Annotated in this window: 21 protein-coding genes and 1 other RNA gene; 17 read left to right on the top strand and 5 right to left on the bottom strand. The window is 60.1% G+C overall.

The genetic code is table 11. The features are described from left to right. Nucleotides 1-48: 48 nt before the first annotated feature. Nucleotides 49-1,143: a cell division protein ZapE gene (zapE, locus tag NTD88_RS19430; protein ID WP_095154627.1), complete on the top strand. Its 1,095-nt coding sequence runs from the start codon at nt 49-51 to the stop codon at nt 1,141-1,143. A 77-nt stretch (nt 1,144-1,220) separates the two neighbouring features. On the opposite strand, the gene NTD88_RS19425 is transcribed toward zapE, so the two are convergent. Further along, a complete protein-coding gene (locus NTD88_RS19425) occupies nt 1,221-2,117 on the bottom strand; it encodes a GlxA family transcriptional regulator (protein WP_175652472.1) in 897 nt (298 codons plus the stop codon). Nucleotides 2,118-2,608: 491 nt separating this feature from the next. On the opposite strand from NTD88_RS19425, the gene rplM reads away from it, so the two are divergent. From rplM to NTD88_RS19390, 7 genes are all read left to right on the top strand, one after another. Beyond that, entirely contained in the window at nt 2,609-3,037 is a 429-nt protein-coding gene (gene rplM, locus NTD88_RS19420; RefSeq protein ID WP_095154629.1) for a 50S ribosomal protein L13, read from the top strand. A 14-nt stretch (nt 3,038-3,051) separates the two neighbouring features. Further along, entirely contained in the window at nt 3,052-3,444 is a 393-nt protein-coding gene (gene rpsI, locus NTD88_RS19415; protein WP_095154631.1) for a 30S ribosomal protein S9, read from the top strand. Between the two features lie 262 nt (nt 3,445-3,706). Beyond that, the gene (gene petA, locus NTD88_RS19410) at nt 3,707-4,300 is read left to right on the top strand and encodes a ubiquinol-cytochrome c reductase iron-sulfur subunit (RefSeq protein WP_095154633.1); all 594 of its coding nucleotides are present in this window, start codon (nt 3,707-3,709) and stop codon (nt 4,298-4,300) included. Continuing rightward, nucleotides 4,300-5,511 (top strand): cytochrome b, encoded by a 1,212-nt coding sequence (locus tag NTD88_RS19405; RefSeq protein ID WP_095154635.1) that lies wholly within the window; start codon nt 4,300-4,302, stop codon nt 5,509-5,511. The genes petA and NTD88_RS19405 overlap by 1 nt, the downstream gene beginning before the upstream one ends. Further along, nucleotides 5,511-6,293: a cytochrome c1 gene (locus NTD88_RS19400; RefSeq protein ID WP_262154503.1), complete on the top strand. Its 783-nt coding sequence runs from the start codon at nt 5,511-5,513 to the stop codon at nt 6,291-6,293. Before NTD88_RS19405 ends, NTD88_RS19400 begins: the two co-directional genes overlap by 1 nt. Nucleotides 6,294-6,412: 119 nt before the next feature. After that, the gene (locus NTD88_RS19395; protein ID WP_095154639.1) at nt 6,413-7,036 is read left to right on the top strand and encodes a glutathione S-transferase N-terminal domain-containing protein; all 624 of its coding nucleotides are present in this window, start codon (nt 6,413-6,415) and stop codon (nt 7,034-7,036) included. Between the two features lie 10 nt (nt 7,037-7,046). Next, nucleotides 7,047-7,463: a ClpXP protease specificity-enhancing factor gene (locus NTD88_RS19390; protein ID WP_095154641.1), complete on the top strand. Its 417-nt coding sequence runs from the start codon at nt 7,047-7,049 to the stop codon at nt 7,461-7,463. Nucleotides 7,464-7,510: 47 nt separating this feature from the next. Here NTD88_RS19390 and NTD88_RS19385 read toward each other — a convergent pair whose 3' ends face one another. The 4 genes from NTD88_RS19385 to NTD88_RS19370 all read right to left on the bottom strand — a co-directional run bounded on the left by NTD88_RS19385 (nt 7,511) and on the right by NTD88_RS19370 (nt 10,987). Beyond that, the gene (locus NTD88_RS19385; RefSeq protein ID WP_095154643.1) at nt 7,511-8,089 is read right to left on the bottom strand and encodes a BON domain-containing protein; all 579 of its coding nucleotides are present in this window, start codon (nt 8,087-8,089) and stop codon (nt 7,511-7,513) included. Beyond that, nucleotides 8,086-8,679 (bottom strand): phosphoheptose isomerase, encoded by a 594-nt coding sequence (locus NTD88_RS19380; protein WP_095154645.1) that lies wholly within the window; start codon nt 8,677-8,679, stop codon nt 8,086-8,088. The genes NTD88_RS19385 and NTD88_RS19380 overlap by 4 nt, the downstream gene beginning before the upstream one ends. A 122-nt stretch (nt 8,680-8,801) precedes the next feature. Continuing rightward, nucleotides 8,802-9,173, bottom strand: a complete 372-nt coding sequence (locus tag NTD88_RS19375; protein ID WP_095154647.1) for a YraN family protein — start codon at nt 9,171-9,173, stop codon at nt 8,802-8,804. Then, on the bottom strand, nt 9,173-10,987 hold the full coding sequence (locus NTD88_RS19370; protein ID WP_095154649.1) for a penicillin-binding protein activator: 1,815 nt from the start codon (nt 10,985-10,987) through the stop codon (nt 9,173-9,175). The genes NTD88_RS19375 and NTD88_RS19370 overlap by 1 nt, the downstream gene beginning before the upstream one ends. Nucleotides 10,988-11,171: 184 nt before the next feature. Between NTD88_RS19370 and rsmI the strand changes: the two genes are divergently transcribed. The 9 genes from rsmI to mraY all read left to right on the top strand — a co-directional run bounded on the left by rsmI (nt 11,172) and on the right by mraY (nt 20,112). After that, nucleotides 11,172-12,047: a 16S rRNA (cytidine(1402)-2'-O)-methyltransferase gene (gene rsmI, locus NTD88_RS19365; protein WP_095154651.1), complete on the top strand. Its 876-nt coding sequence runs from the start codon at nt 11,172-11,174 to the stop codon at nt 12,045-12,047. 68 nt (nt 12,048-12,115) lie between these two features. Further along, an RNA gene (gene rnpB, locus NTD88_RS19360) (RNase P RNA component class A) lies at nt 12,116-12,475 on the top strand. Nucleotides 12,476-12,784: 309 nt separating this feature from the next. After that, nucleotides 12,785-13,240 carry a division/cell wall cluster transcriptional repressor MraZ gene (mraZ, locus tag NTD88_RS19355; protein WP_095154653.1) on the top strand — a complete coding sequence of 152 codons (456 nt, stop codon included), beginning with the start codon at nt 12,785-12,787 and terminating at the stop codon, nt 13,238-13,240. Beyond that, nucleotides 13,237-14,184, top strand: a complete 948-nt coding sequence (gene rsmH, locus NTD88_RS19350; RefSeq protein WP_371864270.1) for a 16S rRNA (cytosine(1402)-N(4))-methyltransferase RsmH — start codon at nt 13,237-13,239, stop codon at nt 14,182-14,184. The genes mraZ and rsmH overlap by 4 nt, the downstream gene beginning before the upstream one ends. Then, nucleotides 14,181-14,474 carry a cell division protein FtsL gene (ftsL, locus tag NTD88_RS19345; protein WP_095154655.1) on the top strand — a complete coding sequence of 98 codons (294 nt, stop codon included), beginning with the start codon at nt 14,181-14,183 and terminating at the stop codon, nt 14,472-14,474. The genes rsmH and ftsL overlap by 4 nt, the downstream gene beginning before the upstream one ends. Next, nucleotides 14,474-16,207 (top strand): peptidoglycan D,D-transpeptidase FtsI family protein, encoded by a 1,734-nt coding sequence (locus NTD88_RS19340; protein WP_177454402.1) that lies wholly within the window; start codon nt 14,474-14,476, stop codon nt 16,205-16,207. The genes ftsL and NTD88_RS19340 overlap by 1 nt, the downstream gene beginning before the upstream one ends. Then, nucleotides 16,207-17,670 (top strand): UDP-N-acetylmuramoyl-L-alanyl-D-glutamate--2,6-diaminopimelate ligase, encoded by a 1,464-nt coding sequence (locus tag NTD88_RS19335; protein WP_095154658.1) that lies wholly within the window; start codon nt 16,207-16,209, stop codon nt 17,668-17,670. Before NTD88_RS19340 ends, NTD88_RS19335 begins: the two co-directional genes overlap by 1 nt. Further along, nucleotides 17,663-19,030 (top strand): UDP-N-acetylmuramoyl-tripeptide--D-alanyl-D-alanine ligase, encoded by a 1,368-nt coding sequence (gene murF, locus NTD88_RS19330; RefSeq protein WP_262154502.1) that lies wholly within the window; start codon nt 17,663-17,665, stop codon nt 19,028-19,030. The genes NTD88_RS19335 and murF overlap by 8 nt, the downstream gene beginning before the upstream one ends. Next, nucleotides 19,030-20,112: a phospho-N-acetylmuramoyl-pentapeptide-transferase gene (gene mraY / locus NTD88_RS19325; RefSeq protein ID WP_095154662.1), complete on the top strand. Its 1,083-nt coding sequence runs from the start codon at nt 19,030-19,032 to the stop codon at nt 20,110-20,112. The genes murF and mraY overlap by 1 nt, the downstream gene beginning before the upstream one ends. Nucleotides 20,113-20,114 lie beyond the last annotated feature (2 nt).

The raw sequence follows: 20,114 nt of genomic DNA, 5'->3' as shown, positions 1-20,114 counted from the left end.
GGCCGTCGCTACAGTGACGGCCCGCTTTTGTTGCCTTGCTAACGAATTATGACGCCCCTAGAACGATATCAAGCAGATCTGAAACGTCCCGATTTCTTCCATGACGCGGCCCAGGAAACGGCAGTGCGCCATTTGCAGCGCCTGTACGACGATTTGATCGCGGCGCAGAACAGCAAGCCGGGCGTGTTCGGCAAACTGTTCGGCAAGAAAGAGCAGGTGCCGGTCAAGGGCTTGTACTTCTGGGGTGGCGTTGGCCGGGGCAAGACTTATCTGGTCGACACCTTCTTTGAAGCGCTGCCATTCAAGGAAAAGTCCCGCACGCACTTCCACCGCTTCATGAAGCGGGTCCACGAGGAAATGAAAGGGCTCAAGGGTGAGAAGAACCCGCTGACCCTGATTGCCAAGCGTTTCTCCGACGAAGCGCGGGTCATCTGCTTCGATGAATTCTTCGTCTCCGACATCACCGACGCCATGATCCTTGGCACCCTGATGGAAGAGCTGTTCAAGAACGGCGTGACCCTGGTGGCCACCTCCAACATCGTTCCGGACGGTCTGTACAAGGATGGCCTGCAGCGGGCGCGCTTCCTCCCGGCTATCGCCCTGATCAAGCAGAACACCGAGATCGTCAACGTCGACAGCGGCGTGGACTATCGTCTGCGCCACCTGGAACAGGCCGAACTGTTCCACTTCCCGCTGGACGAAGCTGCCCACGAAAGCCTGCGCAAGAGCTTCCGCGCGCTGACGCCGGAATGCACCCAGGCAGTGGAAAACGATGTGCTGATCATCGAAAACCGCGAAATCCGCGCTCTGCGCACCTGCGACGACGTGGCCTGGTTCGAATTCCGCGAACTGTGCGACGGCCCGCGCAGCCAGAACGACTACATCGAGCTGGGCAAGATCTTCCATGCGGTGTTGTTGAGCGGTGTGGAGCAGATGGGTGTGGCGACCGACGATATCGCGCGGCGCTTCATCAACATGGTCGACGAATTCTATGACCGCAACGTCAAGCTGATCATCTCGGCGGAAGTGGAATTGAAGGACCTGTACACCGGCGGACGCCTGACGTTCGAATTCCAGCGCACCCTGAGCCGCCTGCTGGAAATGCAATCCCACGAATTCCTGGCTCGCGCGCACAAGCCTTAAAAGCAGCTACTAGCGGTAAGCGACAAGTCGAGCGCGCGCTCTTCTTGTAGCTTGCCGCTTGCCGCTTTCAACTGCCGTCAAGCTTCCTGCATGAACTGCTGCCGATACTGATTCGGCGACAGCGCGGTGTGCTGCCTGAAGAGTCGTGCGAAGAAGCTGGCATCGTCGTAGCCGACTTCGTAGCTGATGGTCTTGATGCTCTTGCGTGTGCCGGACAGCAACCCTTTTGCCGTTTCGATCCGCAGCCGTTGCAGGTAATGCAGCGGCTTGTCGCCCGTGGCGCTCTGGAACCGGCGCATGAAGTTGCGGATGCTCATGCCGTGGTTGCGGGCTACATCCTCAAAGCGGAACTTGTCGGCGAAGTGCTCTTCGAGCCAGTGCTGGATCTGCAGGATGATCACGTCCTGATGCAACTTCTGCCCGCCGAAGCCCATGCGGCCTGGGGTGTAGTTGCGTTGCACTTCATAGAGGATGTCGCGGGCAACGGCCTGGGCAACATTGGCGCCGCAGAAACGCTCGATCAAGTAGATATAGAGGTCGCAGGCCGATGTGGTGCCTGCGGCGCAGTAGAGATTGTCGGCGTCGGTCAGGTGCTTGTCCTGATTCAGCTGGACCTTGGGGAAGCGCTCGGCGAACTGGTTGAAGAAGCGCCAGTAGGTGGTTGCTTCCTTGCCATCCAGCAGGCCGGCTTCGGCCAGCCAGAACACGCCGCTGGCCTCGCCACAGAGCACTGCTCCACGGGCATGCTGCTCGCGTAGCCAGGGCAGAATCTGGGGGTAACGCTCGCAGAGCGAGGAGAAATCCTCCCAGAAGGCGGGAAGGATGATCACGTCGGCTTCTTCCAGGCCGCCGTCGACCGGCACCTGGACGTCGCTGAAGCTGTTGACCGGCTCGCCGTCAGGGCTCACCAGGCGGGTCTCGAACATGGGTTGGAGACTCAGGCCCAGTTGCTTGGCGTAGCGCAGGCTGGCCAGATGGAAAAAGTCCTTGGCCTGCATCAGGGTCGAAGCGAAGACTTTGTCGATGGCCAGGATGCTGACGCGGCGCAGGGGCGCGTTGGGTTGGGTAAACATCATGTTCTTTATTCTTATAGGGGAGAGTGGTCAATCACCGGCTGGATCGTCTTATTTTTTGGCGATTGTGTCCAGTCTCGCGTCCCTGTGTTGTGTACACGTTCTTCAAACATTGCCCAGGGCGCAGGCAAAGGCCTGGGAATCGCTCGCCAGAGCGCGGTTCCCGCAAAATCAGGTTGATATTTTCCCGGTAATCTGGATAATCCTGCTGCTCTTTCTTCGGTGGAAGTGATGCCCCGCCGTCGAACGGAATCCCTGCCGTATATTGGACGCGCTGACCCGAGCCCCCGATAGCGTTCGTATGCGGCTGCCTTTGACCTTGTCAAAGTAAGCACTATTCAGTAAGATTTGCCGTCTTATTTTCGCAGGGCGGCCCCTGAGGCTTATAAAGAATGAAAACTTTTACTGCTAAACCGGAAACAGTAAAACGCGAGTGGTTCGTCGTTGATGCTGCTGGTCAGACCCTGGGTCGTCTGGCCACTGAAATCGCGAGCCGTCTGCGTGGCAAGCACAAGCCTGAATACACCCCTCACGTTGACACCGGCGACTACATCGTCGTAATCAACGCCGAGCAGGTACGTGTTACTGGTGCCAAGAGTTCGGACAAAATGTACTACTCCCACTCCGGTTTCCCGGGCGGCATCAAGGAAATCAGCTTCGAGAAGCTGATTGCCAAGGCCCCTGAGCGTGTGATCGAGACCGCGGTCAAAGGCATGCTGCCTAAGAACCCGCTGGGTCGTGACATGTACCGTAAGCTGAAAGTCTATGCGGGCGCTGCTCACCCTCATACTGCTCAGCAGCCCCAAGAACTGAAGATTTAACGGAATAGTTCATTATGTCGGCGACTCAAAATTACGGCACTGGCCGTCGCAAGACTGCAACCGCACGCGTTTTCCTGCGTCCGGGCACTGGCAACATCTCCATCAACAACCGTTCTCTGGACGTGTTCTTCGGTCGTGAAACCGCGCGCATGGTCGTTCGCCAGCCGCTGGAACTGACTGAAACCACCCAGAAGTTCGACATCTACGTCACCGTTATCGGTGGTGGTGTCAGCGGTCAAGCCGGTGCTATCCGTCACGGTATCACTCGCGCTCTGATGGACTACGACGAGTCCCTGCGTGGCGCTCTGCGCCGTGCTGGCTTCGTTACCCGCGACGCTCGTGAAGTCGAGCGTAAGAAAGTGGGTCTGCGTAAAGCACGTAAGCGTCCACAGTACTCGAAGCGTTAATTCGCCCGAGTTTCAAAAAAAGCCCGGTTCCAGGTGGAACCGGGCTTTTTTTATGTCTTGAATAATGGGGGTTGATCATCCGTGTGACAACTTGCCGCATAGACGCAGGTCAAGGCCAGCGCGGGATGCAGGCCTTTGGCCAGGGTAATAACCTTGTCAGGCATGGGTCTTTTCTTTACCATGCGGCAAATTTTTAGCGGTTCGGAAGTTACTTAGTAGATGCCTGTTTCAACAGGCCACAAAGCTGATGGGAGAGGACTGAATGAGCAATGACGGCGTCAACGCAGGCCGGCGTCGCTTCCTGGTAGCAGCCACGTCTGTAGTGGGTGCAGCAGGAGCGGTGGGGGCTGCGGTCCCGTTCGTAGGGTCATGGTTCCCCAGTGCCAAGGCGAAAGCTGCCGGTGCACCGGTGAAGGTCAATATTGCCAAGGTGGAGCCTGGGCAGCAGTTGGTGGCCGAATGGCGTGGCCAGCCGGTTTTCATTGTCCGTCGCACTGAAGAGATCCTCGGTAACCTCAAGAAGATCACTGGCGACCTTTCCGATCCGGAGTCCAAGGCGTCGGTCCAGCCGACTTACGTTGACCCATCGAACCGCTCGATCAAGCCGGAGATCCTCGTGCTGGTTGGCCTGTGCACCCACTTGGGCTGCTCGCCGACTTTCCGTCCGGAAGTGGCGCCCGTCGACCTCGGGCCAAAATGGGTGGGTGGCTATTTCTGCCCATGCCACGGTTCTCACTACGACCTCGCCGGCCGCGTCTACAAGTCCCAGCCTGCGCCGCTCAATCTACCGGTGCCACCGCATTCGTACGAGTCGGATGAGATCATCATCGTCGGCATCGATCAGGAGAAAGCGTGATGAGTAAGTTCATGGAATGGGTTGACGCCCGCTTCCCCGCCACCAAGATGTGGGAAGACCATCTGAGCAAGTATTACGCTCCGAAGAACTTCAACTTCTTGTATTTCTTCGGCTCCCTGGCGCTGCTGGTCCTGGTCAACCAGATCGTTACCGGTGTCTGGCTGACCATGAGCTTCACCCCTTCGGCCGAAGAGGCGTTCGCCTCGGTCGAATACATCATGCGTGACGTCGAGTACGGCTGGATCCTGCGCTACCTGCACTCTACCGGTGCGTCGGCGTTCTTCATCGTCGTCTACCTGCACATGTTCCGCGGCCTGCTGTACGGTTCCTACCAGAAGCCACGCGAGCTGGTGTGGATCTTCGGCATGCTGATCTACCTGGCGCTGATGGCGGAAGCCTTCATGGGTTACCTGCTGCCTTGGGGCCAGATGTCCTACTGGGGTGCCCAGGTGATCATCTCGCTGTTCGGTGCCATCCCTGTGATCGGCGATGACCTGACGCAGTGGATCCGCGGTGACTACCTGATTTCGGGCATTACCCTGAACCGCTTCTTTGCGCTGCACGTGATCGCACTGCCAATCGTGATCCTCGGCCTGGTGGTTCTGCACATCCTGGCGTTGCACGAAGTGGGTTCGAACAACCCTGATGGTGTCGACATCAAGAAGAAAAAAGACGAGAACGGCATTCCGCTGGACGGCATTCCATTCCACCCTTACTACACCGTGAAAGACATCGCCGGTGTTGTGGTCTTCCTGTTCGTGTTCTGTGCCGTGGTGTTCTTCTTCCCGGAAATGGGCGGTTACTTCCTGGAGAAACCGAACTTCGAACAGGCCAACGCCTTCAAGACGCCTGAGCACATTGCGCCGGTTTGGTACTTCACGCCGTTCTACGCAATTTTGCGGGCGATTCCAGACAAGCTCATGGGTGTCATTGCCATGGGTGCTGCGATCGCGGTGCTGTTCGTCCTGCCCTGGCTGGACCGCAGTCCGGTTCGCTCCATGCGCTACAAAGGCTGGCTGAGCAAAGTGTGGCTGCTGGTGTTCTGCATCTCCTTCGTGATTCTGGGTGTGCTGGGTGTGCTGGCACCAACCCCGGGCCGTACGCTGTTGTCGCAGGTATGTACCTTCCTGTATTTCGCCTACTTCATTCTGATGCCGTTCTACACCAGGCTTGAGAAGACCAAACCGGTTCCGGAAAGGGTGACTGGCTGATGAAAAAGCTATTTGCAGTATTGATTCTGGCAGTGATGCCAACCCTGACCTTCGCTGCCGGTGGGCATGAAGTCGAACTGGACAAGGTCAATATCGACCTGACCGACAAGGCCGCCATGCAGGACGGTGCCCGTACCTTTGCCAACTATTGCATGGGTTGCCACAGCGCCAAGTTCCAGCGCTATGAGCGTGTTGCTGATGACCTCGGCATTCCGCATGAGATCATGCTCGAGAAGCTGGTCCTCACTGGTGCCAAGATCGGTGATCACATGAACATCGGCATGCAGCCGAACGATGCGAAGACCTGGTTCGGTGCGGCACCGCCTGACCTGACCCTGGTTGCCCGTGTCCGTGGTGCCGACTGGCTCTACAGCTACCTGCGGGCGTTCTACGAAGATCCATCGCGCCCATGGGGTGTGAACAACAAGATCTTCCCGAACGTCGGCATGCCGAACGTGCTGGTTGGTCTGCAGGGTCGTCAGGTCGTGGGTTGCAAGCAGATCCAGACCGTCGTCGAAGGCAAGAAGCAATTCGACCCGCTGACCGGTGCTCCTCTGACCCATGAAGCATGTGATCAGCTGACCATCGTGCCGAAATCCGGTACCCTGACCGACGAGCAGTTCGACGAGAAGGTCAAGAACCTGGTGACCTTCCTGGCCTATTCGGCCAACCCGGTCAAACTGGAAAGTCAGCGCATCGGTACTTACGTGCTGCTGTACCTGGCCTTCTTCTTCGTATTCGCCTACCTGCTCAAGCGCGAATACTGGAAGGACGTGCACTGATCACGCAGTAATTTCTGGTAGTTGAACGCGCGCCCTGGGGCGCCTCCGGAATACGGAGGTGGCCGCAGGGCGCGTTTGCATTTGTATCTTTATTATTCCAACACGCGAGGAGGACCCATATGGGCGTGACCAACCGGTTAGCCTGCTACTCCGACCCCGCTGATCACTATTCTCATCGGGTGCGCATCGTTCTCGCCGAGAAGGGTGTCAGCGTCGAAATCATCAACGTCGCGGCGGGAAATCAGCCGGCCAAACTGCTTGAGGCCAATCCGTACGGCACGCTGCCGACCCTGGTCGATCGCGATCTGGCGTTGTACGAATCGACGGTCGTAATGGAATACCTCGATGAGCGTTATCCCCATCCGCCGCTGTTGCCGGTGTATCCGGTAGCGAGGGCGAACAGCCGGTTGTTGATTCACCGTATCCAGCGTGACTGGTGCTCGCTGGTGGACCTGATCCTCGATGCTCGCAGCAAGGATGCGGCCCGCGTCCAGGCGCGCAAGGAGTTGCGCGAGAGCCTCACGGGTGTGTCCCCGCTATTCGGGGACAAGCCATGTTTCCTGAGTGAGGATCAAAGTCTGGTGGATTGCTGTCTACTGCCCATACTGTGGCGTTTGCCGATACTGGGTATCGAGCTGCCACGGCAGGCCAAGCCGTTGCTGGACTATATGGAGCGGCAGTTTGCCCGCGAAGCTTTCCAGGCAAGCCTGTCCTCTACAGAACGAGAAATGCGCAAGCTTTAAGGAGCTGTTGATGAACTCCAGTCGCCCCTACCTGGTGCGTGCACTGTATGAGTGGATCGTGGACAACGATTGCACGCCTCACATCCTGGTGAATGCCGAATACCCGGCCGTCCAGGTTCCCCAAGGTTTCGCCAGCGACGGTCAGATTGTTCTGAACGTATCGCCCAGTGCTGTGCGCAGCTTGCACATGGACAATGACGCGGTGAGTTTCGAAGGCCGGTTTGGTGGTGTTGCGCACAGCTTGTTCGTGCCCATCAGTGCCATTCTTGGAATCTATGCTCGTGAGAACGGCCAAGGCATGGTCTTCGAGCTGGAGCCGCCGGTGATTGATGATGAAGATGATGTCGAGCCGGATGACGACGGTCCGCCGGACGGTGGACAGCCGCCTCGCCCGAGTGGTCGGCCAAGTCTGAAAGTAGTGAAATGAAAAAAGGCGACCTTAGGGTCGCCTTTTTGCTGCAGGGCGTTCGTTGTTCAGTCGATGTATTCGAACAGCTTGACGATCTTCTGCACGCCGGACACACCCTGGACCAGGTTGGTGGCACGGCCGGCTTCCGCCTGGGTCAGCAGGCCCAGCAGGTAAACGATGCCGTTCTCGGTGATGATCTTGATCCGCGAGCCGGGAATGCTGGCGTCGGTAAGCATCTGGGTCTTGATCTTGGTGGTCAGCCAGGCGTCGTTGTTGCGGGCGAGCAGGGAGGAGGGCTGTAGCACCTGCAACTCGTTGTGCACCTTCTTGACCTTCTGCACCTGACTCGCGGCCTGTTCGGCCAAGCTCTTCAGGTCGGCACGGGGTGTCTGGCCGGCGAGCAGGACGACGCCGTTGAAGCTGCTGACGACGATGTGTGAGTTCTGGTCCAGGTCAGGGCTGGCCTTGGCGACGTTGACCGCCACCTTGGTTTCGATCAGTGAGTCGTCGATTTTGCTGCCGAGGGTGCGGGTGCCGCGGTCGTCCTCGATCGGAGACTCACGGCTGGCATTGATCACCGAGCTGCAGCCGGTCAGGCTCAGGCACAGGGTCAGGGCCATCAGGCCGAGGCGATTTGGGGTCATTCTTCACTCCCGAACAGTTGGCTGTCGATCAGGTCACAGAGGCAGTGGATCGCCAGCAGGTGGACTTCCTGGATACGTGCGGTGACGTTGGCCGGCACGCGGATTTCGACGTCTTCAGGCAGCAATAGCGAAGCCATTCCACCGCCATCGCGTCCGGTCAAAGCTACGACAATCATTTCGCGATCATGTGCGGCCTGGATCGCCTGAATTATGTTCGCCGAGTTGCCGCTGGTGGAAATGGCCAGCAGTACGTCGCCCGGCTGCCCGAGCGCGCGGATCTGCTTGGAGAATATTTCGTTGTAGCTGTAGTCGTTTGCGATCGAGGTGATGGTCGAGCTGTCGGTGGTCAAGGCGATGGCCGGCAGGCTCGGGCGCTCGCGCTCGAAGCGGTTGAGCAGCTCGGAGGAAAAGTGCTGTGCGTCGCCGGCCGATCCGCCATTGCCGCAAGCGAGCATCTTGCCCTCGTTCAGCAAGGCATTGACCATGATCTGGCTGGCTTGCTCAATGTGGGGTGCAAGGACTTCCATGGCCTGTTGCTTGGTGTTGATGCTGGCCTGGAAGAGCTGGCGAATTCGGGATTGCATGTCCATCAGTGTGACCTTAAATGGGGCTGGCCGGGCGGGGATTGAGAGGCTCCCGGCACATGACTGTGCAGCCCGCGAAGCAAAGAGCAAAAAGTTGAATAGGTAAAGGCGCGTTCGTCGCAGTGGAGTCAGCTGTCGAAGGCATTTTGCAGCCAGTCGAGCGGTTGTCCTGAATGACCGCTCCCTTGCAGGGCGATCACATCGAAACGGCAGGGGTGACTGGCCCAGCGTGATTCCTCTTGCAGGAAATGCTGCGCGGCGAGCGTCAGTTTTTCCTGCTTGCGGGCATCGATGCTGCCGAGGGCGCCGCCAAAGCCTGCGTGCAGGCGATAACGAACTTCGACGAATACTACTGTATCGCGGTCGAGCATGACCAGATCAAGCTCGCCGCGTTTGCATCGCCAGTTTCGCGTCAGAAGCGAAAGGCCCTGGGTTAGAAGGTAATCCAGGGCCTGTTGCTCGGCCGCCATTCCGGCGGCCTGGCGCGAAGGTGTGGGCATCAACGAGGCGTATCAGGCAGGCGTTTGACCTGGCCGCCGGAGAACTCGGCCCACGGCAGTTGCCGCTCGATGCGCTGTGACGGGTTCATGCTCAAGCTGCCGGAGAGGCCTTCGATGCGGTTATCCGGCAGGGCCTTCAGCTGGGTGAGGCGTGGCGCCAGGCTGTAGGCGTCGACACCCATGGCGTACAGCCGACCCAGGCTGCCAGCTGCTTGTGGCCACTGGCGAACCACCTGCTGACGCAGGCCGTTGCTGCTGTCGAGCAGCCATGGCGTTTCGCAGAAGCGAATGCCGGTCATGTCGTTGTACTGGTTGACGTCGCCACTGGCGCTGTAGACGTTGGAGGTCGCATAGACCGGCACGTCGCCGGCGTATTGGAAGTTCAGCGTCGGCTTGATCTGCTGGGCCTGCTGCGGCGTTGCGGCGAGGAAGATGAAGTCGATGTCCTGGCGACGCGACGGTTGTGCGGAAATGTTGCCGCCAACGGTGCTCTGCAGGCTCTTGGCGCGGCCTTCGCTCTGGCGCAGTTGGAACAGATCAGCGATCTGCTGGGCCAGCGCGACCGGTTGTGCGACGCGTTCGGCAGCCAGCAGGGTGCCGCCTTTGGCTTCCCAGTCCTGGCGGAATGCCTTGAGTACGCGATCGCCCCATTCGCCGCTCGGGACCAGTGCTACGGCACGGCGCATGCCGTCGGCGTAGGCGCGACGGGACACTTCGCGCGCTTCGTCTTCGGCGGCGAGGCCGAACTGGAACAGCTGTGGCGGGGTGCCCTGGCCGGAATCGCTGTAGTTCAGCGCCAGCGTGGTGATCGGCAGTTGCGGGTAGCTGGCGAGTTGCTTGACCAGCGGTTTTTCCAGCGGACCAACCACCAGTTGCACGCCGGCGGCCTGTGCCTGGCGGTAGAAATCGTCGAGGGAGGTCAGGCGAGAGCTGTCGAAAACCTGGATGGCGGGCGGGTTCTGTCCCGCCTGCTGGGCCTGGAAATGTGCGGCCATGAAGCCGTCACGCAGGGCCCGGGCAACACCGGCCAGTTGGCCTTCCTGTGGCAGCAGCAGGGCGATCTTGGTCAGCGGCTGGCTGGTCAGGCTTTTGAGTTTGACCAGTGGCGATGGCAGTTGCAGTGCGGCTGGGTGATCGGGGTGTTGTGCTTTCCAGGTGTCGATGGCGGCTTGCTGTTGTTCAAGCGTGCCTGCGCTTTTGACTGCCAGGGCCAGGCTGGTCCAGCCGGCAAGGGTGTCGCTGCCCGCGCTCTGCAGTTGCTCTGCGGGCAGTGCCGAGACCAGGCTCCAGATGGCGTCATTGTTGGCGTTGGCGGCATTGCCACTCAACAGGGGCGCCAGGGCAATGCGTTCCTGTGCAGCGGCAAGGGCCTGGCCGTCGGCTTCGAACGCCGCAGCGTGCACGCTGCGGGTGCGGGCCTGCTGGTCTTGCGGCAGCTCGTTCAGTCGCGCCAGGCTCGGGTGGCTCAGGGCGGTCAGCGCGGCCTTGGGTTGGTTGCGGCTCAGTGCCAGTTCGGCGGCCAGGGTGCTGGCGAAAACCTGCTGGGCCGGTTTCAGCGAATCCAGTTGGACCTGCTCGAGAATCCGGGCGGCACGCGCAGTGTCTTTTTGCCGGTAAGCCTGATCGGCGGCGCTCAGTCGCAGCAGCGCAGCTTTCTCTGGCGTCTTGCTGGCGGCGGCCTGTTCGAGCAGTTGCTCGATGCTGGCGTCCGGAGTGCGCGGCAGGTCGCCCAGGCTGGACGAAGGCGAACTGGCGCAGGCTGCCAGCAGGGTAGCGAGGCAGAGGGCTGAGAACAGCCGCAGGCATGCGATCATGTAAGGGTCCTGTTACTCGATCAAATTAACCTGCGATTGTACCCAAGCGCTGGCCCCGGCGCGATCTTGCTGGCGTGAATCCTTCGATACAAGTCGTAGCACGGGGTTGCCGGCAGTGTGGGGAGGCATTGTTTTCGGCGATCACGCTACAATGGCGGCTTTATCCAGATGACAGGTATGTGCTGTGACCGATGCTCCAGGTGTTTCCAATCCCGCCGCCGGAACCCTTTATGTGGTGGCCACGCCAATCGGAAACCTGGATGACATCAGTGCCCGTGCGCTGAAGGTGCTGGGCGAGGTCGCGCTGATCGCTGCCGAGGACACCCGGCACTCGATCCGCCTGCTGCAACATTTCGGTATCAATACGCCTCTCGCGGCCTGTCACGAGCACAATGAGCGTGATGAGGGCAGCCGTTTCCTGACCCGGCTACTGGCGGGTGACAACGTTGCGCTGATCTCCGATGCGGGAACGCCACTGATCTCCGATCCGGGTTATCACCTGGTGCGCCAGGCGCGTGCGGCAGGTGTCGATGTGGTGCCGGTGCCCGGTGCCTGCGCATTGATCGCCGCACTTTCTGCGGCCGGCCTGCCCTCGGACCGCTTCATCTTCGAAGGTTTCCTGCCTGCCAAGGCCGTTGGGCGACAGGCTCGCCTGAACTTGCTCAAGGAAGAGCCGCGCACACTGATTTTCTATGAGGCACCACATCGGATCCTCGAATGCCTGCAGGACATGGAAGCGATTTTCGGTGCTGAGCGCCCGGCGGTGCTGGGGCGTGAGTTGACCAAGACGTTCGAGACCCTCAAGGGGCTGCCTTTGGCGCAGTTGCGAGCGTTTGTCGAGGGAGACAGCAATCAGCAGCGTGGGGAGTGCGTAGTTCTGGTTGCAGGCTGGACGGCTCCGGAAGACGAAGAGGCCGTCAGTAGTGAAGTATTGCGCGTACTTGATTTGTTGTTGGCCGAGATGCCGCTCAAGCGAGCTGCTGCATTGGCTGCGGAAATTACCGGTGTGCGCAAGAATGTTTTGTATCAAGTCGCGCTGGAAAAACAGAAAAACAAGTGATGTCACTGTGACATTATTTGTATTGTTCACTTGTTCTCGGATCGCTCTCCCGTTACTCTTTGCGGCGGAGAGTCGATTGGACAGTCGCTGCCTTCTTTTGTTCCGCAAAAGAGGGGGGAGGAAAGTCCGGGCTCCATAGGGCAGAGTGCCAGGTAATGCCTGGGGGGCGCGAGCCTACGGAAAGTGCCACAGAAAATAACCGCCTAAGCACTTCGGTGACGGTAAGGGTGAAAAGGTGCGGTAAGAGCGCACCGCACGTCTGGTAACAGTTCGTGGCTAGGTAAACCCCACTCGGAGCAAGACCAAATAGGGTTCCATATGGCGCGGCCCGCGTTGGAACCGGGTAGGTTGCTAAAGACGTCCAGTGATGGCCGTCGTAGAGGAATGACTGTCCTCGACAGAACCCGGCTTACAGATCGACTCTCCACCTCTTTCCCTCCCTGCTTGATTCGATAGCAGACGCGCTCTGGTAATACCGAAAAAGTCTTACTCTTAATAAATCACTTTAACTTCGCACTCTATTCATTTGAGTGAATTTGCATTTCGTCCTCGAAAACCCCTCCGAATTACCCTGTTGTCTGTCCTTGTTACGCTAAATCGCCGATCTGTAAGGGTTTTCCTTATATGCGCGCCTTGACGGTGCGGTAGGCGGATTCCTATAGTGTGCGCAAGTGGCAGAAAGTGGCATGAAGTGGGTTTTCAGACACCAAAAAGCTAACAATTAGGGAATCGCAGCCGTGTTCCGCGGAGCAAACGCCATCAACCTCGACGCCAAGGGCCGTCTCGCGATGCCGAGCCGGTACCGTGACGAGCTTGAATCGCGTAGCTCGGGACAGTTGATTGTGACGATCGATGCGGTTGACCCCTGCTTGTGTGTGTATCCGCTCGATGAGTGGGAACTGATAGAAGCCAAGTTGCGCGCCTTGCCGTCGTTACGCGAAGAGAACCGTCGCCTGCAGCGTTTGCTGATTGGCAATGCGGTGGATCTGGAGCTCGACGGCAGCGGCCGTTTTCTCGTTCCGCCGCGTTTGCGCGAATACGCCAAGCTCGACAAGCGGGCGATGCTGGTGGGGCAACTGAACAAATTCCAACTGTGGGACGAGGATGCCTGGAACGCTGTTTCCGCAGCGGATCTGGCAGCCATTCAACAACCGGGCGCCATGCCTGATGAACTGCGTGATTTGATCCTGTGACTATAGATAGCGGCTTTAACCACATCACTGTGCTACTGGACGAAGCCGTAGAGGCTCTCGCCGTGCGCGCCGATGGTTGCTATCTCGATGGTACCTTCGGACGTGGCGGTCACAGCCGACTGATTCTCAAACACCTTGGGCCTGATGGCCGTTTGCTGGGTTTCGACAAGGACCCTCAAGCGATTGCCACCGGGCAAGCGCTGGCGGCCGAAGACGGCCGCTTTGTCATTGTGCAGCGCAGCTTTGCCGAGCTGGGTTCGGAAGTGGCCGAGCGCGGCCTCTCGGACAAGGTCAGCGGTGTGCTGTTCGATCTGGGCGTGTCCTCGCCGCAACTCGATGACCCGGAGCGCGGCTTCAGCTTCCTCAACGATGGCCCGCTGGACATGCGTATGGACCCGTCCCGGGGTGTCAGCGCCGCCGACTTCATCGCTTCCGCGCCTGAAGAAGAAATTGCCCGGGTATTCAAGGAATACGGCGAAGAGCGTTTCGCCAGGCGCATGGCCCGCGCCGTAGTCCTGCGCCGTGCGGAACAACCCTTCACCCGCACCGCCGACCTGGCCGAAGTGCTCAAGGTCGCCAATCCCGCCTGGGAGAAAGGCAAGAACCCGGCAACTCGGGCGTTCCAGGGGCTGCGCATCCATGTAAACAATGAGCTGGGCGACCTTGAAGTCGGTTTGCAGGCTGCACTCGATGCCCTGGAGATCGGTGGTCGTCTGGTGGTGATCAGCTTCCACTCCCTGGAAGACCGCATCGTCAAACTGTTCATGCGCAAGCTGGCCAAGGGCGAGGCGGACAACCTGCCGCGCAACCTGCCGGTCCAGCACAAACCGTTCGAGCCGAAGATCAGGACCATCGGCAAGGCACAGTTTGCTTCCGACGCTGAACTCAAGGCCAATCCGCGGTCGCGCAGCGCCGTCATGCGTGTGGCGGAGAAGCTGCGGTGAGCAGGCTATATGCCAAGCCTTTGCCCGGCGGGAGCTTCCTGATGCTCCTGCTGTTCATTGGCGTGCTCGTTTCCTCGGTCGCGGTGTCCTACAGCGCCCACTGGAACCGGCAACTGCTCAATACCCTGTACGGCGAGCTCAACGAGCGCGACAAAGCACAGGCCGAGTGGGGCCGTCTGATTCTTGAACAAAGCACCTGGACCGCCCATAGCCGCATCGAAACCCTGGCCAGTGAGCAACTGAAAATGCGCATCCCTGCCGCAGATGAAGTGCGGATGGTGGCGCCATGATGAAGCTCGAGGGCGCCCTCTACCCCTGGCGCTTCCGGGTAGTGCTCGGTTTGCTGGCGCTGATGGTCGGTGCCATCGCCTGGCAGATCATCGACCTGCAGGTGGTTGACCGTGACTTCCTGAAAAGCCAGGGCGATGCCCGCAGCATGCGGCACATCCCCATTCCTGCGCACCGTGGCCTGATTACCGACCGCAACGGCGAGCCTTTGGCTGTCAGTACCCCGGTGACCACCTTGTGGGCCAACCCCAAGGAAATGCAGGCTGCCAAGGATCGCTGGCCAGCGCTGGCCGTTGCCATCAACCAGAATCCGAAGCAACTGGCCGAGCGTCTCGAGCAACAGGCCAATAAAGAATTCATTTACCTGGTCCGTGGCCTGACCCCGGAGCAGGGCCAGGTTGTGCTCGACCTGAAGGTTCCCGGTGTCTATGGCATCGAGGAATTCCGTCGTTTCTATCCCGCTGGGGATGTCGCCGCTCACATGGTTGGCTTTACCGACCTCGACGACCATGGTCGCGAGGGGGTCGAGCTGGCCTACGATGAGTGGCTGGCCGGCGTGCCCGGCAAGCGGCAAGTCATCAAGGACCGACGCGGTCGCTTGATCAAGGATGTCCAGGTCACCAAAAACGCCAAGGCCGGAAAGACCTTGGCGTTGTCGATCGACCTGCGCCTGCAATACCTGGCCACCCGCGAACTGCGCAACGCGATTGCCGAGCAGGAAGCCAAGGCCGGTAGCTTGGTCATCATGGATGTGAAAACCGGCGAAGTGCTGGCCATGGTCAACCAGCCGACTTACAACCCGAACAACCGTCGCAGCATGTTCCCGGCGGCGATGCGTAACCGCGCCATCATCGACGTGTTCGAGCCAGGTTCTACAGTGAAGCCGCTGTCCATGAGTGCTGCGCTTCAAAGCGGCCGCTGGAAGCCGACCGACAAGGTTGAAGTGTATCCGGGCACCCTCCAGTTGGGGCGCTACACCATTCGTGACGTTTCCAAGAGTGAAGGCCCGGTTCTCGACCTGACCGGCATCCTGATCAACTCCAGTAACGTGGGCATGTCCAAAGTCGCCTTCGATATCGGTGGCGAAGCGATCTACCGCGTCATGTCGCAACTCGGTCTGGGTCAGTACACCGGACTTGGTTTCCCGGGCGAGCGGGTCGGCAACCTGCCAAACCACCGCGAGTGGCGCAAGGCCGAAACCGCGACCCTGTCCTACGGCTACGGCCTGTCGGTTACCGCGCTGCAACTGGTGCATGCCTACGCGGCCTTGGCCAACGACGGCAAGATGGTTCCGCTGAGCATTCTGAAAACGGACAAGGCGCCGGAAGAAACCCAGGTGGTGCCGAAAGAGACTGCCGAGACCATTCAGCAAATGTTGCAACAGGTTATCGAGGCGCCGCGAGGCGTTTTCCGCGCTCAGGTGCCGTCGTACCACGTTGCCGGCAAGAGTGGTACTGCGCGTAAGGCGACCATCGGTTCGAAGGGCTACACCGAAAACGCCTACCGCTCGCTGTTCGCAGGCTTCGGCCCGATGAGTGACCCGCGCTACGCCGTGGTCGTGGTGATCGACGAGCCGAGCAAAGGCGGTTACTTCGGTGGCCTTGTATCCGCGCCGGTCTTCAGCAAGGTCATGTCTGGCACCCTGCGTCTGATGAACGTGCCGCCAGATAACCTGCCCGCCCCGACACCTCAGCAGCAAGCCGATGCTGCGTCCGCCAAAGGAGGGCGTGGTTGATGACGATGCCATTGAGTAAATTGTTCGCCAACGCCAGCAGCGATCCCCTGATTCGCGAGCTGACCCTGGACAGCCGCAACGTGCGGGCAGGTGACCTGTTCCTGGCGGTGCCCGGGGCCAAGGTCGATGGTCGCGACCATATCGCCGATGCGTTGAAGCGCGGTGCAGCCGCCGTGGCTTATGAAGTGCAAGGTGCTACGGTCCTGCCGATCACCAGCGTGCCGCTGATCCCGGTAAAGGGCCTGATTGCTCAGTTGTCGGAAATCGCCGGTCGCTTCTATGGTGAGCCGAGCCGATTGCTGGATCTGGTTGGTGTCACCGGCACCAACGGCAAGACCAGCGTCACGCAACTGGTCGCCCAGGCGCTGGACCTGCTGGGTCAGCACTGCGGCTTGATCGGTACGTTGGGCACTGGCTTCTACGGCGCACTGGAAAGTGGCCGTCTGACCACACCTGATCCGCTCGCCGTGCAGGCGACCCTGAATAACCTGAAAAAGGCCGGGGCTCGCGCCGTGGCCATGGAAGTTTCGTCTCACGCGCTGGAGCAAGGCCGAGTGGCTGCTTTGGCGTTCGACATCGTCGTGATGACCAACCTGTCCCGCGATCACCTCGATTATCACGGCACCATGGAAGCCTATAAAGCCGCCAAGGCGCGCTTGTTCTCCTGGCCGAACCTGCGCTGCCGGGTGGTCAATCTGGATGACGATTTCGGTCGCGAACTGGCCGGCCAGCAAGGCGAATCCCGCCTGATCAGCTACAGCCTCAAGGATCCCGCCGCAACCCTGTATTGCCGCGAAGCCACCTTCGATGACGACGGCGTACGTGCGGTGCTGGTGACGCCACAAGGCGAGCACATGCTGCGCAGCCGCCTGCTCGGTCGCTTCAACCTGAGCAATATGCTGGCCGCTGTCGGCACCTTGCTGGCGATGGAGCATCCGCTCGACGAAATTCTCAAGGTCACCGCTAAGCTGGAAGGCCCGATCGGCCGGATGCAGCGCCTTGGCGGCGGCAGCAAACCGCTGGTCGTGGTCGATTACGCACACACGCCCGATGCCCTGGAAAAAGTGCTCGAGGCCCTGCGCCCTCACGCTCAAGGCAAGTTGACCTGCCTGTTCGGTTGCGGCGGTGATCGTGATCGCGGCAAACGCCCGCTGATGGCCGAGATGGCCGAGCGCCTGGCGGACCGGGTGATCGTCACTGATGACAATCCGCGTACTGAAGATCCGCTGGTGATTTTCGACGACATTCGTCCTGGCTTGACCAACCCTGAGTCCGCCACCTTTATCTCCGGTCGCGGTGAGGCAATTGCTGGTGCCATCGCATCGGCTGCCGCGGACGACGTCATTGTCCTCGCTGGCAAAGGTCATGAGGACTATCAGGAAATCAACGGCCAGCGGCATGACTTCTCCGACCTAGTTGAAGCCGAAAAAGCGCTGGCAGTCTGGGAGGCCTCTCATGCTTGAGCCACTTTCCCTCACCCAGTTGATCGAACCGCTGAAGGGGCGCCTGGTAGGCGCTGATGCGCGTTTCGACGGTGTCAGCATCGACAGCCGCAAGATCGACGCGGGGCAACTGTTCGTCGCGCTGGCGGGGCCGCGCTTCGACGGGCATGACTATCTGAATGAAGTCGCCGCCAGAGGCGCCGTCGCGGCGCTGGTCGAGCGGGAAGTCGCCGGCGCGAGCCTGCCGCAACTGGTTGTGGCCGATACCCGCCTGGCGCTGGGCCAACTGGCTGCGCTGAACCGTCGTGCATTCAAGCAGCCTGTGGCCGCAATCACCGGTTCCAGCGGCAAGACCACGGTCAAGGAAATGCTTGCCAGCATCCTGCGCACTCGTGGCCCGGTCCTGGCGACCCGCGGCAACCTGAATAACGATCTCGGCGCGCCGCTGACCTTGCTCGAACTGGCGCCCGAGCACACCGCCGCGGTGATCGAACTGGGCGCTTCGCGTATCGGCGAAATCGCCTACACCGTGGGCCTGACCCGTCCGAGCGTGGCGTTGATCAACAACGCGGGCACTGCTCATGTCGGTGAGTTCGGTGGGCCGGAGAAGATTGTCGAAGCCAAGGGCGAGATTCTCGAGGGGCTTGGAGAGGACGGCGTCGCGGTATTGAACCTCGACGACAAAGCCTTTGGCATATGGAAACAGCGCACAGGTAAACATGCGGTATTGAATTTTGCGCTGAACAACCCGGCTGCCGATTTCCATGCCAGCGATATCGGCAACGACGAGCGCGGTTGCCCGGCCTTCGTGCTGCACGGCCCGCAAGGCCATGTGTCGATCCAGCTCAACCTGCTGGGTACTCACAACATCAGCAACGCACTCGCCGCCGCAGCCGCCGCCCATGCCTTCGGCCTGACGCTGGACGGTATCGCGCAGGGCCTGAACACGGTGCAGCCGGTCAAAGGGCGCACGGTGGTGCAGATGACCGACGCAGGTACCCGGGTCATCGATGACACTTACAACGCAAACCCCACCTCGATGTGCGCGGCCGTTGATATACTTGCCGGCTTTTCCGGTCGCACCGTCCTGGTGCTCGGGGATATCGGCGAGTTGGGCCAGTGGGCAGAAGAGGGCCATCGTCAGGTTGGGGAATACGCCAAAGACAAGGTTTCCGCGCTGTATGCCGTAGGTCCGATGATGGCCCACGCGGTCAAGGCGTTTGGCAAGAATGCCCGCCATTTCGCAAGTCAAGCTGACCTGATCGACGCCATTCGCGACGAGCAGGCCACTAACACCACTATTTTGATCAAGGGTTCGCGCAGCGCTGCGATGGAGAACGTCGTGGCGGCTTTGTGCGGTTCCAGCGGGGAGAAACATTAATGCTGCTGCTGTTGGCCGAGTACCTGCAACAGTTCTACAAAGGCTTCGCGGTCTTTCAGTACCTGTCCCTGCGCGGGATTCTGGGGGTACTGACTGCGCTGTCGCTGGCCCTTTGGCTGGGCCCGTGGATGATCCGCACCCTGCAGATCCGCCAGATCGGTCAGTCGGTCCGTAACGACGGCCCGCAATCGCACCTGTCCAAGTCCGGCACGCCGACCATGGGTGGCGCACTGATCCTTTCCGCCATCGGCGTCAGCACGCTGCTCTGGGCTGACCTGAGCAACCGCTACGTCTGGGTCGTGCTGATCGTCACGCTGTTGTTCGGCGCCATCGGCTGGGTCGACGACTACCGCAAGGTCATCGAGAAGAACTCCCGTGGCCTGCCGAGCCGCTGGAAGTATTTCTGGCAGTCAGTGTTCGGTCTCGGCGCCGCGATCTTCCTTTACATGACCGCACCGACCAGCGTGGAAACCACCCTGATCGTGCCGATGCTCAAGGATGTCACCATCCCGCTGGGCGTCGGCTTCGTGGTCCTGACCTACTTCGTGATTGTCGGTTCGAGCAACGCGGTCAACCTGACTGACGGCCTCGACGGCCTGGCCATTCTGCCGACCGTACTGGTGGGCGGCGCCCTGGGTATCTTCTGCTACCTGTCGGGTAACGTGAAATTCGCCGAATACCTGCTGATTCCTTACGTGCCGGGCGCGGGCGAGCTGATCGTGTTCTGCGGCGCGCTGATCGGTGCCGGCCTCGGCTTCCTCTGGTTCAACACCTATCCGGCACAAGTCTTCATGGGCGACGTCGGCGCGCTGGCACTGGGTGCGGCGCTGGGCACCATCGCCGTGATCGTTCGCCAGGAAATCGTCCTGTTCATCATGGGCGGCGTGTTCGTCATGGAAACCCTGTCGGTCGTCATCCAGGTCGCTTCGTTCAAGCTGACCGGCAAGCGGGTGTTCCGCATGGCGCCGATTCACCACCACTTTGAACTCAAGGGCTGGCCCGAGCCGCGCGTGATCGTCCGCTTCTGGATCATCACCGTGGTGCTGGTGCTGATTGGCCTTGCCACCCTGAAACTGAGGTAGAG

Origin of the sequence: Pseudomonas sp. 20P_3.2_Bac5, assembly GCF_025466035.1 — a bacterium.
GTDB lineage: Bacteria > Pseudomonadota > Gammaproteobacteria > Pseudomonadales > Pseudomonadaceae > Aquipseudomonas.
The sequence above is the reverse complement of the archived record's forward strand: the minus strand, read 5'-3'. Positions and strand labels throughout refer to the sequence as shown.

Excerpts from the sequence above, each read along its gene's own strand:
- zapE (WP_095154627.1), top strand. The coding sequence starts at position 49 with ATGACGCCCCTAGAACGATATCAAGCAGATCTGAAACGTCCCGATTTC.
- rplM (WP_095154629.1), top strand. The coding sequence starts at position 2,609 with ATGAAAACTTTTACTGCTAAACCGGAAACAGTAAAACGCGAGTGGTTC.
- rpsI (WP_095154631.1), top strand. The coding sequence starts at position 3,052 with ATGTCGGCGACTCAAAATTACGGCACTGGCCGTCGCAAGACTGCAACC.
- petA (WP_095154633.1), top strand. The coding sequence starts at position 3,707 with ATGAGCAATGACGGCGTCAACGCAGGCCGGCGTCGCTTCCTGGTAGCA.
- NTD88_RS19405 (WP_095154635.1), top strand. The coding sequence starts at position 4,300 with ATGAGTAAGTTCATGGAATGGGTTGACGCCCGCTTCCCCGCCACCAAG.
- NTD88_RS19400 (WP_262154503.1), top strand. The coding sequence starts at position 5,511 with ATGAAAAAGCTATTTGCAGTATTGATTCTGGCAGTGATGCCAACCCTG.
- NTD88_RS19395 (WP_095154639.1), top strand. The coding sequence starts at position 6,413 with ATGGGCGTGACCAACCGGTTAGCCTGCTACTCCGACCCCGCTGATCAC.
- NTD88_RS19390 (WP_095154641.1), top strand. The coding sequence starts at position 7,047 with ATGAACTCCAGTCGCCCCTACCTGGTGCGTGCACTGTATGAGTGGATC.
- NTD88_RS19385 (WP_095154643.1), bottom strand. The coding sequence starts at position 8,089 with ATGACCCCAAATCGCCTCGGCCTGATGGCCCTGACCCTGTGCCTGAGC.
- NTD88_RS19380 (WP_095154645.1), bottom strand. The coding sequence starts at position 8,679 with ATGGACATGCAATCCCGAATTCGCCAGCTCTTCCAGGCCAGCATCAAC.
- NTD88_RS19375 (WP_095154647.1), bottom strand. The coding sequence starts at position 9,173 with ATGCCCACACCTTCGCGCCAGGCCGCCGGAATGGCGGCCGAGCAACAG.
- NTD88_RS19370 (WP_095154649.1), bottom strand. The coding sequence starts at position 10,987 with ATGATCGCATGCCTGCGGCTGTTCTCAGCCCTCTGCCTCGCTACCCTG.
- NTD88_RS19340 (WP_177454402.1), top strand. The coding sequence starts at position 14,474 with ATGAAGCTCGAGGGCGCCCTCTACCCCTGGCGCTTCCGGGTAGTGCTC.
- NTD88_RS19335 (WP_095154658.1), top strand. The coding sequence starts at position 16,207 with ATGACGATGCCATTGAGTAAATTGTTCGCCAACGCCAGCAGCGATCCC.
- murF (WP_262154502.1), top strand. The coding sequence starts at position 17,663 with ATGCTTGAGCCACTTTCCCTCACCCAGTTGATCGAACCGCTGAAGGGG.
- mraY (WP_095154662.1), top strand. The coding sequence starts at position 19,030 with ATGCTGCTGCTGTTGGCCGAGTACCTGCAACAGTTCTACAAAGGCTTC.